This is a genomic window from Streptomyces sp. NPDC058295 (assembly GCF_042880655.1).
GTDB lineage: Bacteria > Actinomycetota > Actinomycetes > Streptomycetales > Streptomycetaceae > Streptomyces > Streptomyces coriariae.
This window is the reverse complement of record NZ_JBHVYO010000092.1, coordinates 1-15962: the sequence shown is the minus strand read 5'-3', so window position 1 is coordinate 15962 and position 15962 is coordinate 1. Positions and strand designations below refer to the sequence as shown.

Below are 15962 nucleotides of genomic sequence, written 5' to 3'. Positions count from 1 at the left end.
ATCGGCCCCTGCCCGGGACCTGCGGCCCCTGCACCACGGACTCGATCGACACCAGTCTGGAATCGGATCGTGCGATCCCGATTCAGGAGGTGGCGACCATGCCCCGCACCGTCACTGTGGGCCTCGACGGCTCACCCGAGAGCCGCGCCGCCGCCGAATGGGCGGCCAGGGAGGCCAGGCTGCGCGGCCTGCCGCTGAAGCTCGTCGACGTCGGGGAACCCCAGCAGCACGGGAGCGAGCGAAGCGAGACGGGTGCGCCCCCGGCCGAAGGCTGGGGGTGGATCTGCCGTGAGTCCGCAGAGGGACTGAGGCTGCGGCACCCCGGTGTCGAGATCACCGCGGAGCGGGTCTCCGGCCGGCCCGGCGAGGTCCTGGCGCACCTGGCCGAGGACGCCGCGCTGCTCGTCCTGGGCTCGCGCGGAGTGAGCGGGGTCGGCGGGTTCCTGGTGGGCTCGGTCGGCCTCGCCGTCGTGGCGCACACCGAGCGGCCCGTGGTCCTCGTACGGGCCGGTGAACAGGCCGCCGACGAGCATCTGATGGACCCGACGGGCATCCCGTCCGCCGCGGCCCCCTACCGGCCCGTGGTCCTGGGCCTGGACACCGACGACCCGGACCCCTCACTCGTCGGGTTCGCCTTCGAGGCGGCCGGCCGCCGCGCCACCTCCCTGCGGGTCGTCCACGGCTGGAACCCGCCGCCCTACTACGCCTACGGCCTCTCCTCCGACCTCGGACTCCATACCGAGCTGTCCCGGCAGCAGGCCACCACCCTGACCGACCTCCTGCGCCCGTGGCGGCAGAAGTTCCCCGCCGTCGAGGTCGTCGAGGAGTCCCGGTACGGAACGGCCGCCATTCACCTGGTCGACGCCTCGCGTGAGGCCTCCCTGGTCGTCGTCGGCCGCCGCATCCGCCGCAGCCCGCTCGGCGCCCGTATCGGCCCGATCACGCACGCCGTACTGCACCACTCCACCGCCCCCGTCGCCGTCGTCGCACACGGCTGACCTGTCCCGAGGAGGAGAGAATCCATGAAGGCAGCGGTCGTACGAGCCTTCGGCGAGCCCCTGGTCATCGAGGAGCGCCCCGATCCCGAGCCCGGCCCCGGGCAGGTCCGTATCCGGGTCGAGGCCTCCGGGCTGTGCCACACCGACATCCACGCCGCCCGCGGGGACTGGCCGGTCAGGCCGAACCCGCCGTTCGTCCCCGGCCACGAGGGCGTCGGCCTCGTCGAGGCCCTCGGCGACGGCGTCACGCACCTCGCACCGGGGCAGCGCGTCGCCGTGCCCTGGCTGGGCAGGACGTGCGGGCGATGCGAGTACTGCCTGTCCGGCCGGGAGACGCTGTGCGAGCAGCAGATCAACACCGGATACGGGTGCGACGGCGGGTACGCCGAGAAGATGCTGGCCTGGGCCGACTTCGCCCAACCGGTGCCCCAGGGCATCAGCGCCCTGGAGGCCGCCCCGCTGACCTGCGCCGGCGTCACCACGTACAAGGCCCTCAAGGTCGCCGACGTCAAGCCGACCCAGCTCGTGGCCATCTCCGGTGTCGGCGGACTGGGCCACCTGGCGGTGCAGTACGCGAAGATCGCCGGGGCGACCGTCGCCGCGATCGACGTCACCGACGAGAAGCTCGAACTCGCCGCGGAACTCGGCGCCGACCTCGTCATCGACGCCCGCAAGCAGGACCCGGGAGAGGTGCTGCGACGGTACGGCGGTGCGCATGCCGCCGTCGCGCTCGCGGTGAACGAGGCGGCGTTCTCGGCGGCGTACGCCGGGCTGCGGCGCGGCGGGAAGCTCGTGCTGGTGGCCCTGCCGGCGCACCGCACGATCCAGGTCCCGATCTTCGACACGGTGCTGAACGGCACCTCGGTGATCGGCTCCATCGTGGGCACCCGGCAGGACCTGGCCGAGGTCTTCCAGCTCCACGCGGCAGGCCGCACCAGGGTCATCTACGAGGCACGGCCGCTCGCCGGCGTCAATGACTCCATCGACGACGTGCTGCGCGGCGAGATCAAGGCGCGGATCGTCTTCGACATGGCTGCGGGAAGGTGAGGCCGATGGAACTCCCCCTGGTCGTGGGCGTCGACGGTTCCGAGTCCAGGGCCGTGTCGCTTCCGCACTGGTCCTGGGCTCGCGCGGCCGCGGCGGCGTCGCCGAGCTGCTGCTCGGCTCGGTCAGCCTCGCGGTCGCCGCCCGCGCCGACTGCCCGGTGATCGTGCTGCGCGGCAGCCAGGCGGACTCCGCGATGCGCGGGCGCGTCGTGCTGGGGGTCGGCGAGGAGCCGGAGAACTCGGCGGCCGTGCCCTTCGCCTTCCAGGAGGCGGCGCAGCGCCAGGTGCCCCTGGAGGCCGTACGCGCCTGGCGGTGCCCCGGGTACGAGACCACCGACCATCCTCTGATGACCGGCGAACCCGCCCGGCTGCACGAGGAGCGGGCCGTTCAGACCCTGGACGCGGCGCTGCGGGATGCCCCGGAGGGTGTGGAACTGCACCGGCGTACCGCCGAAGGCCCCGCACACAAGGTGCTGCTCGACGCCTCGGCCGACGCCGGCATGCTCGTCGTCGGCGCCCAGCGGCGCCACGGCCACTTCGGGCTCCAGCTCGGCCGGGTCGCCCACGCGGTCCTGCACCACTGCGCCTGCCCGGTGGCCGTCGTACCCCAACGGGCATGACCGGCTCAGAGCGCCATTGTGTGCGCAACGCGCGGGTTCACGTGCTCCGAGACGCCGAACGTGGCGCCCTTCGAACACCACGACGCGCGGGCGCCCTCGGTTCGCGCCCCTTCCTGAAGTCCGACTCGCCTCGACGACTTACGGAGTCACCATGCTCAAGGTCGAACACCGGAGCAGCACCGTGCTGACCGACGAGGAACTGCGCACCCTGGACGCCCACTGGCGGGCCGCCAACTACCTTGCCGTCGGCCAGATCTACCTGATGGCCAACCCGCTCCTCACCGAACCCCTCACCGCCGCCCACATCAAACCGCGGCTGCTCGGCCACTGGGGCACCTCCCCCGGCCTCAACCTCGTGTACACGCACCTCAACCGCGTGATCAAGGCTCGCGGTCTCGACGCGCTGTGCGTGTGGGGGCCGGGCCACGGCGGGCCGGCCGTGCTCGCGGGTTCCTGGCTGGAGGGCAGCTACAGCGAGACCTACCCGGACGTCTCGAGGGACGCGGCGGGTATGGACCGGCTCTTCCGGCAGTTCTCGTTCCCCGGTGGAGTGCCCAGCCATGTCGCGCCGGAGACGCCCGGCTCGATCCATGAGGGCGGCGAGCTGGGCTACTCGCTCGCGCACGCGTACGGCGCCGCCTTCGACAACCCGGACCTGCTGGTCGCCTGTGTGATCGGCGACGGCGAGGCGGAGACCGGGCCGCTCGCCGCGTCCTGGCACTCCAGCAAGTTCCTCGACCCGGTACACGACGGTGCCGTCCTGCCGATCCTGCACCTCAACGGCTACAAGATCGCCAACCCGACCGTGCTGTCCAGGCTCCCGGAGTCGGAACTCGACGAGCTGCTGCGCGGCTACGGCCACGAACCGATCCACGTCACCAGCGACGACCCGCACCAGGTCCACCGCGCCATGGCCGACGCCTTCGACCGGGCACTGGACCGCATCGCCCTGATGCAGAGCGCGGCCCGCGAGGACGGTGTGGCCGAGCGCGTGCACTGGCCCATGATCGTGCTGCGCACTCCGAAGGGCTGGACGGGGCCCGGTGAGGTCGACGGCGTCCCGGTCGAGGGCACGTGGCGCGCGCACCAGGTCCCGCTGTCCGGCGTACGCGAAAACCCCCAGCACCTGGGGCAGTTGGAGACCTGGCTGCGCTCGTACCGTCCCGAGGAGCTGTTCGGCGCCGACGGGCGGCCCGCCGTCGACGTCCTCGCCTGTATCCCCGAGGGGACCCGCCGGCTGGGCGCCACCCCGCACGCCAACGGCGGCCTCCTCGTACGCGACCTGCCGATGCCGTCCCTGGACCGCTTCGCCGTCCCCGTCGACAAGCCGGGCGCCACCCTGCACGAGCCCACCCGGGTCCTCGGTGACCTCCTCGAACAGGTCATGAGGGACACGTCGGGACGGCGCGACTTCCGCCTGGTGGGCCCGGACGAGACCGCCTCCAACCGGCTGGGCGCCGTCTTCAACGCCAGCGGCAAGGCCTGGCAGGCCCAGATCCTCCAGGTGGACGAACACCTGGACCGGCACGGCCGGGTCATGGAGATCCTCTCCGAACACCTCTGCCAGGGCTGGCTGGAGGGCTATCTGCTCACCGGCCGGCACGGGCTGTTCTCCTGCTACGAGGCGTTCGTGCACATCGTCGACTCGATGGTCAACCAGCACATCAAGTGGCTGAAGAAATCGAGGGAGTTGGCCTGGCGGGCCCCGATCGCCTCCCTCAACTACCTTCTGACGTCATATGTCTGGCGTCAGGACCACAACGGCTTCTCGCACCAGGACCCCGGGTTCATCGACCACGTCCTCAGCAAGAGCCCCGAGGTCGTACGGGTCTATCTGCCGCCGGACGCCAACACCCTGCTCTCCGTGGCGGATCACGTCCTGCGCAGCCGCGACTACGTCAACGTGATCGTGGCGGGCAAGCAGCCGTGTTTCGACTGGTTGTCCATGGACGAGGCCCGCGCCCACTGCGCCCGCGGTGCCGGGATCTGGGACTGGGCCGGCAGCGAGAACAGCGCGCGGGAGCCGGACGTCGTCCTCGCCTGCGCGGGCGACGTACCCACCCTGGAGATCCTGGCCGCCTCCGATCTGCTCCGCCGCCATCTGCCGGAACTCGCCGTCCGGGTCGTCAACGTCGTCGACCTGGCCCGGCTGCTGCCGTGCGAGGAACACCCGCACGGAATGGGCGACTTCGATTACGACGGCCTGTTCACCACCGACAAGCCGGTGATCTTCGCCTACCACGGCTACCCCTGGCTGATCCACCGCCTCGCCTACCGCCGCACCGGCCACGCCAACCTCCACGTCCGCGGCTACAAGGAGATGGGCACCACGACCACACCGTTCGACATGGTGGTCCGCAACGACATGGACCGCTACCGGCTGGTCATGGACGTCATCGACCGCGTCCCCGGCCTCGCCGTCCGCGCCGCCTCCGTACGCCAGCAGATGGCCGACGCCCGCACCCGGCACCACGCCTGGATCCGCGAACACGGCACCGACCTGCCCGAGGTCACCGACTGGACCTGGACGGCCTGAGCACCCCTACCGCGCGTAGGAGGTCAATGCCATGACCGTACGAGTCGGCATCAACGGCTTCAGCCGCACCTACGTCCGCGCGGCTCTCGATCGTGCAGAAGCGGCACCGAACCCCGCTTCCTGCGTCTTGGACCCGGCCCTGACACAGGCGCACGGCAATCTGGGCAAGGTCTTCGGCTGGTACGACGGCAAAGGCGCCGACCTCTAAACCGGCGCCACCCCGCACGGGCCCACGCCCGCACCCGCGCTGTCCGCCGGGTGCAGGCCTGGGCCGTTGCGCGTTCGGGACCGGTCTCCAGGGCCGATCGGCCCCCAAAGCACCCCCGGACAGCCCATGCGGTCACTGCCCGATCCGCTGGATGCTCGAAGTGTCAGAAGGCTTTGGAGGAGACCCACGATGACGTACGACACGCTCAGCCGACCCACGGTCCATGCCCTGCTCTCGGACGGCACCACCGTGTGCATACGTCCTGTGCGGCCGGGCGATCACGAGCAGTTGCAGGGGCTCTACGAGGAGATGTCCGCGGAGAATCTGCGGCTGCGGTTCTTCGCGGCGAGCCGGCGTTCCGCAGCGATGGCCGCCGACCGGGCGTGTGCGCCGCCGCGCCCCGGATACCGGGCGCTGATGGCCGAGTCGCAGGGGCAGGTGATCGGCCTGGCCGAGTACGAGGTCGGCGGCGAAGCGGCCACGGCCGAGATCTCCATCGCGGTGGCCGACGGACTGCACCACCGGGGCGTCGGCACCCTCCTGATCGAGCACCTGGTCTCCGCCGCCCGTGCGGACGGCATCACCACGTTCACGGCGGACGCACTCTCGGAGAACCACGAAGTCCTTCGGCTCTTCGCCGACCTGGGCCTGCGCACCGCGCGCCGTTTCGAGGGTCCGGAGGTGCGCTGCGTCATCGCACTGAACGAGAACGACGACGAGGGCGACCACGGCTATCTCTCTGCCGTCGAGGCCCGTGGCCGGGCCGCCGACGTGGCCAGCCTGGAGCCGCTGCTGCGACCGGACGCGATCGCGGTGGTAGGCGCCGGGCGCAGGCCAGGATCGGTGGGGCGGGCTCTCCTGCACCATCTGCACGAGGGCGGCTTCACCCGGCGGCTCTTCGCAGTGAACCCCCTGGCCACCTCGATCCTCGGCGTGCCGTCCCACCCCTCGGTCAGCGCGCTGCCCAAGGTCCCGGATCTCGCGGTCCTCGCGGTGCCTGCGGCAGCTCTCCCCGCCACCGCGGAGGAGTGCGGCAAGGCCGGAGTACGGGCACTGCTCGTCGTCTCGGCCGGCCTCGACAGCCGGCAGGCGGAAGCACTCATGGCCGCCTGCCGCACGTACGGCATGCGGCTCGTCGGCCCCAACTCCCTCGGCATCACCAACACCGACCCGGCACTCTCCCTCGACGCCACCTTCGCGGCGGACCATCCGCGTCCCGGCACGGCGGGCGTCGCCGTGCAGTCCGGCGGCGTCGGCATCGCCCTGCTCGACGGGATGTCCCGGCTCGGCATCGGTGTCTCGTCCTTCGCTTCGCTCGGCGACAAGTACGACGTCAGCGGCAACGACATGCTCCAGTGGTGGGAGAGCGACGGCCGCACCGACCTCGCCCTGCTGCACCTGGAGTCCTTCGGCAACCCGCGCGCGTTCTCCCGTACCGCACGGCGCGTCACCCACCGCATGCCGGTGCTGACGGTCGACGCGGGCCGCACCGACGCCGGCCGTCGCGCCGCCGCCTCGCACACCGCTGCCGCCGCGACCCCGACCATGACCCGGCAGGCGCTGTTCACCCAGGCCGGCATCACCGCCACCCGTTCGGTGGGTGAACTCCTCGAAACAGCCGCCCTGTTGCACTCCCAGCCGCTGCCGGCCGGGACCCGCGTCGCGATCGTCACCAATGCGGGCGGCGCGGGTGTCCTGGCCGCGGACGCCTGCGCGGAAGCGGGACTGTCGCTTCCGCCGCTGACACCCTCGGTGGTCGAAAGCCTGTCTGCCGTACTGCCCGACGGTGCGACCGCGGGCAACCCCGTCGACGTCACCGCAGCCGTCACGGAGGAGCAGCTCGGGGACTGCGTGGACCGGATCATGCGGCACCCGGGTATCGACGCCGTCCTGCTGGCCCTCGTCCCCACGGCCGTCGCGGCCGCGACCGGCGACGACCTCGTGCGGGCCCTCACCAGCGGCTCCGCACGCCGCGCCCTTCCGGTCGCCGTCGTACGCCTGGAGCAGGACCTGCCCGTCAGGCTGCTGCCGGCCACGGAGGGCGGCGCGATTCCCTCGTACGCCGAACCCGGTGCGGCAGCACGTGCGCTGGCCCACGCCGCTCACCGCGCGGCCTGGCTGAGCCGGGCGGCGGGCACGATCCCGGAGCTCGCGGAGGTCGACACGGCCGGGGCCCGCGCGGTCGCCGAGACGTACCTCGCCGCCCACCCGGAGGGCGGCTGGCTCGATCCGCGTACCTGCGCCGAACTCCTCACCCGCTACGGCATTCCCCAGTTTCCGTGGTCCTGGGCGCAGACCGAGGACGACGCCGTCATCGCGGCCGAACGGCTGCGCGGCCCCGACGGCCGGGTGGTCATGAAGGCTCACTGGCCCGGCCAGCTCCACAAGAGCGAACAGCACGCCGTGCACCTCGATCTCGAAGGAGACGCCCAGGTCCGGGCCGCCTACCGGGACTTCGAGACACGGTTCGCCGGACTCATGACCGGCGTGGTCGTCCAGCCGCTGGCCGCACGCGGCACCGAACTGTTCGCGGGAGTCGTCCAGGACGAGGTCTTCGGCCCGCTCGTGCTGTTCGGACTCGGCGGCACCGCGACCGAGGTCCTGGCCGACCACGCCGCCCGCCTCGCCCCGCTGACCGACCACGACGTACACGACCTGATCACCGCACCGCGCTGCGCACCGCTCCTGTTCGGCGCGCACGGCAGCGGACCCGTCGACCTCCAGGGTCTGGAACAGCTGCTGCTGCGCCTGTCCCGTATGGCGGTCGACCTTCCGCAACTCGCCGAGGCCGACTTCAACCCCGTCCTCGCGACGCCCGATTCGGTCTCGGTGCTCGACGCACGGGTCCGCCTGCTGCCGCGCAGGGCTCAGGACCCCTATCTGCGCCGACTGCGCTGAGGAGGAACGGACAAACTCTGAGCCGCACAACCTATGAGAGGAGGCGGACCGCCATGCCCAGCAGTGTGTTGGTCGCCTACGGAACGACGAACGGATCGACCGCGCGGATCGCCGAGGCCGTGGCCGAGGTCCTGCGCAAGGCCGGGCTGAAGGTCGACGTACTGCCCGCCCAGTCCGTGGCGAGCGTGGCCTCGTACGAGGCCGTGGTGGTCGGAGGCGGCTTGTACGCCGGGCGCTGGCAGAAGCACGCCCGCCGCTTCGTCCGCCACCACAGCCGCGCACTGGCCGGACGCCCGCTGTGGATGTTCAGCAGCGGCCCGCTCGACCCCTCGGCCTCGGAGCGGGACATCCCGCCCGTCCCCGGAGTGAAGCGTGCCATGATCCGGCTCGACGCCAGGGAACACGTCACCTTCGGCGGCTGCCTCGATGAGGGAGCGAAGGGATTCGTCGCCCGGAAGATCGTCTCCTCCGGCAAGGGCGGAGACTTCCGCGACTTCACGGAGATTGAGGCGTGGGCCACTCGGATCGGCAGTGAACTCGCGGGCGTGTCACAAGGGAGCTGAACCATGCGGGCCTCGTCCCGGCCCGTCCGCCGTCCTGTCGGTGAGTGCGCCCAGGCTGCGGCTCGTCGGCTCCGCCGAGTACGACGCCCTGCGGGCGGGCACGGATCAGCGCGGTCAGGGTGGTGGCCGGTGCAGCCGAGGGCAGCACCACGGTCGTCCGGCAGGAGGGACAGCCACGGCGGCCGCGGTCTGCGTGGTGGGCACGTGGATCGAGGTGCGGACCGTGACCCAACGCCGTCGGGCGGGCGTGCGGGAGCGGGCAGCGACGGGGCCCGTTCTGGAGCCGGCGCTGTGCTTGAGGGAGCGGTCCGCGTGGCCGGGATGCCGACCTGTCTTCACCGTACTGTCCCGGAGGCCGAGGCCCCCGGGACAGTACGGTGAAGACAGGGGAACTGGTTCGAGCCGCCTTGTCTGCTGTTTCGGTCGGAGGAAGTCATGAGCGGGGATCGGCACGGCGGTTCCGAGGAGCAAGTGCCCAAGCTGCGGCTCGACGAGCTGCTGGGCGAGCTGCAGGTGCGCATCGACGCGGTACGGGGTACGCGGGACCGTCTGCACAGCCTGCTGGAGGCCGTCCTCTCCGTCGGACGGGAGCTCGACCTGCCACAGGTGCTGCGCAGTATCGTCGAGGCCGCGGTGGTGCTGGTGGACGCCGAGTACGGGGCGCTGGGTGTGATCGGCGGTGACCAGAAGCTGTCCGAGTTCCTGACCGTCGGTATCGGCGAAGAGGAGCGGTCGGAGATCGGGTCGCTGCCCAGCGGGCACGGTCTCCTCGGAGAGCTGATCCGGCACCCGTCGCCACTGCGGCTGCCGGAGCTGTCGGAACATCCCGCGTCGTACGGCTTCCCGGCGCACCACCCGCCGATGCACTCCTTCCTCGGTGTACCGATCCGGGTGCGCGACGAGGTCTTCGGGAACCTCTACCTCACCGAGAAACGTAGCGCCAGGGAATTCGACGTGGAGGACGAGTCCGTCCTGTCGACGCTGGCGGTGGCCGCCGGGGTGGCCATCGAGAACGCACGGCTGTACGAGGAGACCAGGCTGCGCGAACGCTGGCAGCGGGCCAGCGGCAAGGTCACCAGCATGCTCCTGACCGGTGCGCCGAGCCCGGACGTCCTGGAGCTGATCGTCGACGAGGCCCGGAAGATCGTCTCCGCCGACATGGGACTGATCGCGGAACACGTACCGGGCGAGGAGACACTACGGCCGGCCCTGGCGGTCGGCCTGGGACGAGAGGAACGCAGCGGTCTGGTGCTGTCCGCGCGCGACGGTTTCGTAGGAGCGGCACTCGGCGCGGCCGAACCGGTGGTCAGCGCCGACATCGAGCGCGACGCGCGCACGGGCGAGGACGAAGCCCAGTGGGCCGGGCTCGGACCCGTGGTCGCGGTGCCGCTCGGCGCCGGCGGCAAGGCGCGGGGCGTGCTGCTGCTGGGGCGCGTGCCGGCCGGTACGCCGTTCGGCGACGTGGACACCGGGCCGCTGCTCGGGTTCGCCGACCAGGCGGCGCTCGCCCTGGAGCTGGCCGAACGGCGGCGGGACGCGGAACAGCTCACGCTGCTCCAGGACCGTGACCGCATCGCCCGTGACCTCCATGACCTCGCCATCCAGCGGCTCTTCGCGGCCGGCATGACCCTGCAGAGCACCCAGCGCTTCATGGAGCACCCCGAGGGCATGGAGCGGCTGACCCGGACCGTCGACGACCTCGACGACACCATCAAGATCATTCGGTCCACGATCTTCGGACTGCGCACCCACAGCGGGGTCGGGCGGGAGAGCGACGGCATGCGCGGCCGGGTGGCCGAGGCGGTGAGGGCCTCGGCCACGTCACTCGGATTCCCGCCCGCACTGCGCATCGAGGGGCTCGTCGAGACCGATGTCCCCGGCGACATCGCCGACCACGCGGTCGCGGTGCTCGGCGAGGCGCTCAGCAACGCGGCCCGGCACGCCGGGGCACAGGCGGTGGACGTCCGGCTTCAGTGCGAAAGGGGCGAGTTGACGCTCACGGTGACGGACGACGGCTGCGGGGTGCGGGGTGACATCGGGCGCAGCGGGCTGAAGAACATCGAGGAGCGGGCCGTCACCCTCGGCGGAACGCTGACACTCGGCGAACGGCCGGAGGGCGGCGGCACACGGCTGGTGTGGCGGGTTCCCGTGAGTGCGGACGGCGACGCGGCCGGAGGCTGACCGTCGAAGGGCGCGGCCCGGCGGCAGGCCCGGACGACGAGGCGGGGCAGGGCGGACTCATCGCGTCGGGTGGTCGGTGGAGTCGGGCCGTTCGAGATGGCTGGCCAGGACCGCCGCCTGGACGCGGCGCTGGACGCCGAGTTTGGCCAGCAGCCGGGAGATGTGGTTCTTCACCGTCTTCTCGGACAGGTAGAGCTTCTTGCCGATCTCGCGGTTGGTGAGCCCGTCCCCGATCAGCGCGAGGATGTCCCGCTCGCGGGGTGACAGGCCGGCGAGCTCAGGTGCGAGCGCCGGTCCCTCGGCGGGGTCCGCGCGCAGGGAGCGCATCAGGCGGGCGGTCGTCGTCGGATCCAGCATCGACTGGCCGGAAGCCACCGTGCGGACCGCCCCGACCAGGTCGGAGCCCCTGATCTGCTTGAGCACATAGCCCGCCGCCCCAGCCATGATCGCGTCGAGCAGGGCCTCCTCGTCGTCGAACGACGTCAGCATCAGACAGGCCAGCTCCGGCATGCGGCTGCGCAGCTCACGGCAGACACTGATCCCGTCACCGTCCGGCAGGCGTACATCGAGGACGGCCACGTCCGGGCGCAGCGCCGGCCCGCGCACCAGCGCGCGCTCGGCGCTGTCCGCGTCGCCGACCACCGAGATGTCCGGCTCGGAGTCCAGCAGGTCGGTGAGACCGCGTCGTACGACCTCGTGGTCATCCAGCAGGAAGACCCGGATCGGGTTCTGTTCCGTGAAGGTACGCGCCTCGGCCATGACGACCCCTCGTTCGCTGGTGGACCACAGACCACGGACCACATGCCACTGTGATGACGATCGTCACCCTTGTGAAGCGGATGCACCAGGGCCGACCGGCCCAACTGGGCCATGGCCCTCGGTTCGGCCGGCGGTCATTGCTCCGGGCGGCGAGCCGGGCCAGTGAGCTCGCACTCCACGTCCACCACACCCTCGACGGCCCGCACCAGGCGTGCGGCCACGGGCACCAGAGAGGTGTCCCTGACGCGCCCGGCGAGTGTGACGATCCCCTCCTTCACCTGCACACGCACAGACGAGGACGACGCGGGGAACAGATAGGACACGACCTCCCTGCGGACCTCCTCGGCGACCTCCTCGTCGTCCCGCAGGAACACCTTCAGGAGATCACCGCGGCTGACGACGCCTTCCAGCCTGCCTGTGTCGTCGACGACGGGGAGCCGTTTGACCTTGGCGTGCGCCATGGTGCGGGCGGCCTGCGCGAGCGTCGCGGTCGCGTGGACGGTCAGGGCCGGCGACGTCATCAGCTCCTCGGCGGTCACGGCGCCGGCCTTGGCGAGATCGGAGAAACGCCGCAGCTGTGTGTCACGGTCGGGGTCGGCGTCGCGGAACTCCTCCTTGTACAGCAGGTCGGCCTCGGAGACGACCCCGACCACCCGGCCCTCGCCCTCCAGAACGGGAAGGGCACTGACGTTCCACTGTTCCATCAGCTGCACGATCTCCTTGAAGTCGGCCCTGCGGCCGATGGAGGCGACGGTGTGGGTCATCACGTCGCTCACGATGTGCGGGGTGCCGTGCACGGTGACTCCTTGGTCGGTTCCGACGATTGCGTCGTGGTCTGGTCAGCGAGAGCTGCCGCTGCCGTAGGGCGCGTACACGTCCAGCAGGCGGGTCCTCGCCGACCGCAGTCGGCGGGCGACGACGTCGCCCACCCACTGGGTCACCGCCATTCCCAGCACGGGATCGGCCCGGCACATGGCCCGTACCACCTCGGCATCGAACTCGTACGCGCGCACCGGGCTCGTCGTCTCGGCGCCCAGGCACCAGGCGTGCGGTCCGAACAGCCAGGACCAGCCGACGAGTTCGTTGTGCCCGAGTGTCTCGATGACGGCTGCTCGGCGGCCGGGCACGTGCATGTCGAGGGCGATCGTGCCGGTACGGATGATCCAGAACCGGTCGGCGCGCCCGCCTTCCTCGAAGAGGCGGGTGCCCTGCGGGAACGACACCTCGCGGGCGAGGCGCATCAGCCGCTCGCGGTGATCGGCGGGCAACGCCCGCAGCATGCTGGATGCAGATGTGGATGTAGGGGAAGCGTTCATGGTCCTGCCTCTTCCTGGAGCGCGACCCTGCCGACTCCAATCTCTCCCCCTCTCCACTCCTCCGCCATGGGCCACCCGGCCCCCAGGCCGGGCCGCATGGCATCGGCCAGGGCGATCTGCACGGCCCGTTGCTCGTGCCCAGGCCGGGCCGCATGGCATCGGCCAGGGCGATCTGCACGGCCCGTTGCTCGTGCCGCGAGGTGCGGGAGGCCGCCGGGCCGTGCACGGCGGGACAGCATCAGGGCCGAAGGGCCCCTCGCAAGGGCCTGCCCGGCCTCTGCGCCGCTGCTCGTCCCGGTACCAGACTCGATGGAGGAACAGAAACCCACGGGCAGCAACACTGGAGGTACGGATCATGCTTCGACAAGTCACCGCGGGGATCGACGGTTCTCCCGAAAGCCTGGCAGCCGCGCACTGGGCGGCCCGGGAAGCCACGCGCCGGGGCGCCGCGCTGTGCCTGGTGCATGCCTGGGAGTGGCATCCGCGTCCGGCTGCGTCCGTGCCCGCGGACATGTCCGAACGGGCCCTGGCCGAGGACCTGCCGGAACGGGTGACGGACAGCATGCGCGCCGCGCACCCAGGACTGCAGGTCATCGGCCAGGCGCTGGCGGACTCGCCGGTCTCAGCCCTTCTCAAGGCGGCCGAACAGGCCGAGCTGCTGGTCCTCGGCTCCCGTGGACTCGGCGGCGTCGCGGGGTTCCTGATGGGGTCGGTGTCGCAGCGGGTCGTCGCCAGGGCACCCCGTCCCGTGGTGTTGGTGAGGGTGGGCGGGAGCACCGCTGATGAGCACTTCTCGGCACCGGACGGCATCTCCCCGGACGAGATACCCGGGATCCCGTACCGCGATGTCGTCCTCGGCCTCGACACCGGCCGGCCCTGCGACGAACTGATCGAGTTCGCCTTCGACGCCGCCGGGCGCAGGGGCTCCTCGCTGCGCGTTGTCCACACCTTCAGCCGTCCGCCGGACTTCGCCGTGGCGGACAGGATCGTCCCGGTGAGCGGCCCGGAGCTACGGGCGGAGCGGGAGCACGCCGTGGCCGCCGCACTGCGCCCCTGGTGCGAGAAGTTCCCCGAGGTCGCCGTCACCGAGAGCGTCACCGCAGGACGTGCCGCCGACCAGTTGATCAGCGCCTCGGCCGGCGCGGCCCTCCTCGTGGTGGGACGCCGGATCCGCGAATCCCGTCTCGGCACCCACCTCGGCCCCGTCGCGCACGCGGCGCTGCATCACGCGCCCTGCCCCGTCGCCGTCGTCCCGCACGCCTGAACAAGCCCGGAGGGTGAGAGACGACCCGGTACGTGTACGCATTCGCCGAGGGCGGCCGTGACATGGCGGACGTCCTCGGGGCAAGGGGGCGAACCTCGCGGAGATGACCCGGCTGGGACTGCCCGTACCCCCTGGCTTCACCGTCACCACCCGCGCCTGCCGGGAGTACCCGGCCTTCAGGTCCTCGGCGAGCACCGCAGCGGTGAGGTCCTTGTCGACGACGGCTTCCACTCCGGTCACCGCGCCGGTGACACGGTCGGCGGTGACGGGGACGCCTCCCCCGCCCGCGCAGCTGACGAGCGTGCCGCTGTTCAGCGGTTCATGGACGGTCCCGGTCCCCAGAATCCGCTCGGGCGCCGAGGAGGGAACCGCACACGGGCCAGTTCGTCCAGGCCCGGCGCAGCGGGGCGGCCTCGACCGGGGCCTGCGGCACCGGAGGTGTGCCGGACGCCGCGTCGTTCACCCGGGTACTCATATGAGGTTCTCCTCCCTTCTGTCCACGTGGGAGACCTAACGGCACCCGGAAGAGAGCCGGCCCTGCGGCGAGTAGCTGGCATCGCCGTCGCAGGGAGTGAACAGCACCCACAGCCCCGAACTCAGGCGGGCGGCGATGGAGCGCTCGGGGAGGCCGAGTCTTCGGGAGACGGTGGCGCAGGAGCGGTCACCGATGAGGTGGAGAGCCAGCTCGATGCGGTCGAGCGGGGAGGAGGCGCTGTCGGGACAGCGGTCTCTGGCCGCGGGCAGGTGTGCGGGAGCAGGCCGTGGCGGTGCTCGGTGAGGAGCAGGGACCGAGAAACCGGGGCTCTCCTCCTTACCGAAGGCCGCGGGAGGGTCGACGGGGTCGGTGAGCACCTCGGACAGGGCAGCTTCGACAATGCCCGGGTCGTCCGTCATGAGGGTGGACAGGGCGTGGATGGCCATCAGGTGACGGTCGCACCAGGCGACGACCGAGCGTCGGCGTGCGAGGAGCCGTTCGGTCTGGGGGTTGTGGGGTTCCGCGTCGGCGGTCCGTGCCCCGGTCGGTGTGGTCACCACCGTGGGCTCCGGGCGCCGGGATCGGAGCCCGGGTGCGCCGGCCGAAGCCTCTGGGGAGGTCCCGTACGTGGCACCGGATCGCTGCCGGGTTCACCTGCCCCGGTGATCGGGGCCCGGTCGTCAGCGCCCTGCCGATGCCCTGTCAGCATCTGAGATCTGGGCATTGTGCCTCCGTCCGAAAGAGGTCGGCACGGCGCCGTGGTGCGGGGCAGGACGTGCGTGTCTTCGCGAAGGGAAGACTGGAGCGACGGTTCTTCCTGATGCCCCAGGGCGCGGTCATGGACTCCGGGCGCGGTGCCGTGTGTCTCTGAATGCGGCCGTACGGCGGGAGAGTTCGGATATCGGGCCGGTGGCCGCGGGGAAGCATCGGGCGACCGCACAGTTGCCGCCCGGGTGCATCCGTGTCAACTGGCAGTAGGCGCCGGGGTCCAGGACGTCTGGTCGCCAGCGTAGCCCCATTCGGGCCAGGCACAAGGGGACCACCGCCCGGCGTCGCCATGGCGGTGACCTGCCAGGACAGGTCCTGGCAGGTCACCGC

The 15962-nt window shown here is 71.5% G+C and carries 13 protein-coding genes and 3 pseudogenes; 10 read left to right on the top strand and 6 right to left on the bottom strand.

From position 1 onward, the window contains the following. The first annotated feature begins 98 nt into the window (after positions 1–98). From ACFVYS_RS43045 to ACFVYS_RS43010, 8 genes and pseudogenes are all read left to right on the top strand, one after another. A complete protein-coding gene (locus ACFVYS_RS43045) occupies positions 99–998 on the top strand; it encodes a universal stress protein (RefSeq protein ID WP_389511250.1) in 900 nt (299 codons plus the stop codon). A 24-nt stretch (positions 999–1022) separates the two neighbouring features. Continuing rightward, positions 1023–2045 (top strand): alcohol dehydrogenase AdhP, encoded by a 1023-nt coding sequence (adhP, locus tag ACFVYS_RS43040; protein ID WP_389511249.1) that lies wholly within the window; start codon positions 1023–1025, stop codon positions 2043–2045. A gap of 46 nt (positions 2046–2091) precedes the next feature. After that, positions 2092–2664: pseudogene (locus ACFVYS_RS43035) on the top strand (universal stress protein); the annotation flags it as partial. Between the two features lie 151 nt (positions 2665–2815). Further along, positions 2816–5200: a phosphoketolase gene (locus ACFVYS_RS43030; RefSeq protein ID WP_389511247.1), complete on the top strand. Its 2385-nt coding sequence runs from the start codon at positions 2816–2818 to the stop codon at positions 5198–5200. A gap of 31 nt (positions 5201–5231) precedes the next feature. After that, complete coding sequence (locus ACFVYS_RS43025; protein WP_389511246.1) at positions 5232–5408, top strand: hypothetical protein; 177 nt, start codon at positions 5232–5234, stop codon at positions 5406–5408. Between the two features lie 189 nt (positions 5409–5597). Continuing rightward, on the top strand, positions 5598–8306 hold the full coding sequence (locus ACFVYS_RS43020; protein ID WP_389511244.1) for a GNAT family N-acetyltransferase: 2709 nt from the start codon (positions 5598–5600) through the stop codon (positions 8304–8306). Between the two features lie 53 nt (positions 8307–8359). Further along, positions 8360–8869, top strand: a complete 510-nt coding sequence (locus ACFVYS_RS43015) for a flavodoxin domain-containing protein (protein ID WP_389511242.1) — start codon at positions 8360–8362, stop codon at positions 8867–8869. 435 nt (positions 8870–9304) lie between these two features. Beyond that, positions 9305–11050, top strand: a complete 1746-nt coding sequence (locus tag ACFVYS_RS43010; RefSeq protein WP_389511240.1) for a GAF domain-containing protein — start codon at positions 9305–9307, stop codon at positions 11048–11050. A gap of 57 nt (positions 11051–11107) precedes the next feature. Here the strand turns inward: ACFVYS_RS43010 and ACFVYS_RS43005 are convergent, their stop codons facing one another. From ACFVYS_RS43005 to ACFVYS_RS42995, 3 genes are all read right to left on the bottom strand, one after another. Next, positions 11108–11809, bottom strand: coding sequence for a response regulator (locus tag ACFVYS_RS43005; protein WP_389511238.1), 702 nt, complete (start codon positions 11807–11809; stop codon positions 11108–11110). 134 nt (positions 11810–11943) lie between these two features. After that, entirely contained in the window at positions 11944–12606 is a 663-nt protein-coding gene (locus tag ACFVYS_RS43000; RefSeq protein ID WP_389511236.1) for a CBS domain-containing protein, read from the bottom strand. A gap of 42 nt (positions 12607–12648) precedes the next feature. Beyond that, positions 12649–13125, bottom strand: a complete 477-nt coding sequence (locus ACFVYS_RS42995) for a Crp/Fnr family transcriptional regulator (protein WP_389511234.1) — start codon at positions 13123–13125, stop codon at positions 12649–12651. Between the two features lie 355 nt (positions 13126–13480). Here ACFVYS_RS42995 and ACFVYS_RS42990 point away from each other — a divergent pair, with 355 nt between their 5' ends. After that, positions 13481–14389, top strand: a complete 909-nt coding sequence (locus ACFVYS_RS42990; protein ID WP_389511232.1) for a universal stress protein — start codon at positions 13481–13483, stop codon at positions 14387–14389. A gap of 62 nt (positions 14390–14451) precedes the next feature. Further along, positions 14452–14564: pseudogene (locus ACFVYS_RS42985) on the top strand (PEP/pyruvate-binding domain-containing protein); the annotation flags it as partial. Here ACFVYS_RS42985 and ACFVYS_RS42980 read toward each other — a convergent pair. The 3 genes and pseudogenes from ACFVYS_RS42980 to ACFVYS_RS42970 all read right to left on the bottom strand — a co-directional run. Continuing rightward, positions 14555–14758, bottom strand: a pseudogene (locus ACFVYS_RS42980) (carbamate kinase); the annotation flags it as partial. The pseudogenes ACFVYS_RS42985 and ACFVYS_RS42980 overlap by 10 nt on opposite strands. Continuing rightward, complete coding sequence (locus ACFVYS_RS42975) at positions 14709–14864, bottom strand: hypothetical protein (RefSeq protein WP_389511252.1); 156 nt, start codon at positions 14862–14864, stop codon at positions 14709–14711. The pseudogene ACFVYS_RS42980 and the gene ACFVYS_RS42975, both read right to left, overlap by 50 nt. Before the next feature lie 35 nt (positions 14865–14899). Continuing rightward, positions 14900–15421, bottom strand: a complete 522-nt coding sequence (locus tag ACFVYS_RS42970) for a hypothetical protein (protein ID WP_389511230.1) — start codon at positions 15419–15421, stop codon at positions 14900–14902. Positions 15422–15962 lie beyond the last annotated feature (541 nt).

Excerpts from the sequence above, each read along its gene's own strand:
- ACFVYS_RS43045 (WP_389511250.1), top strand. The coding sequence starts at position 99 with ATGCCCCGCACCGTCACTGTGGGCCTCGACGGCTCACCCGAGAGCCGC.
- ACFVYS_RS43010 (WP_389511240.1), top strand. The coding sequence starts at position 9,305 with ATGAGCGGGGATCGGCACGGCGGTTCCGAGGAGCAAGTGCCCAAGCTG.
- adhP (WP_389511249.1), top strand. The coding sequence starts at position 1,023 with ATGAAGGCAGCGGTCGTACGAGCCTTCGGCGAGCCCCTGGTCATCGAG.
- ACFVYS_RS43030 (WP_389511247.1), top strand. The coding sequence starts at position 2,816 with ATGCTCAAGGTCGAACACCGGAGCAGCACCGTGCTGACCGACGAGGAA.
- ACFVYS_RS43005 (WP_389511238.1), bottom strand. The coding sequence starts at position 11,809 with ATGGCCGAGGCGCGTACCTTCACGGAACAGAACCCGATCCGGGTCTTC.
- ACFVYS_RS43020 (WP_389511244.1), top strand. The coding sequence starts at position 5,598 with ATGACGTACGACACGCTCAGCCGACCCACGGTCCATGCCCTGCTCTCG.
- ACFVYS_RS42995 (WP_389511234.1), bottom strand. The coding sequence starts at position 13,125 with ATGAACGCTTCCCCTACATCCACATCTGCATCCAGCATGCTGCGGGCG.
- ACFVYS_RS42990 (WP_389511232.1), top strand. The coding sequence starts at position 13,481 with ATGCTTCGACAAGTCACCGCGGGGATCGACGGTTCTCCCGAAAGCCTG.
- ACFVYS_RS42975 (WP_389511252.1), bottom strand. The coding sequence starts at position 14,864 with ATGAGTACCCGGGTGAACGACGCGGCGTCCGGCACACCTCCGGTGCCG.
- ACFVYS_RS43025 (WP_389511246.1), top strand. The coding sequence starts at position 5,232 with ATGACCGTACGAGTCGGCATCAACGGCTTCAGCCGCACCTACGTCCGC.
- ACFVYS_RS43015 (WP_389511242.1), top strand. The coding sequence starts at position 8,360 with ATGCCCAGCAGTGTGTTGGTCGCCTACGGAACGACGAACGGATCGACC.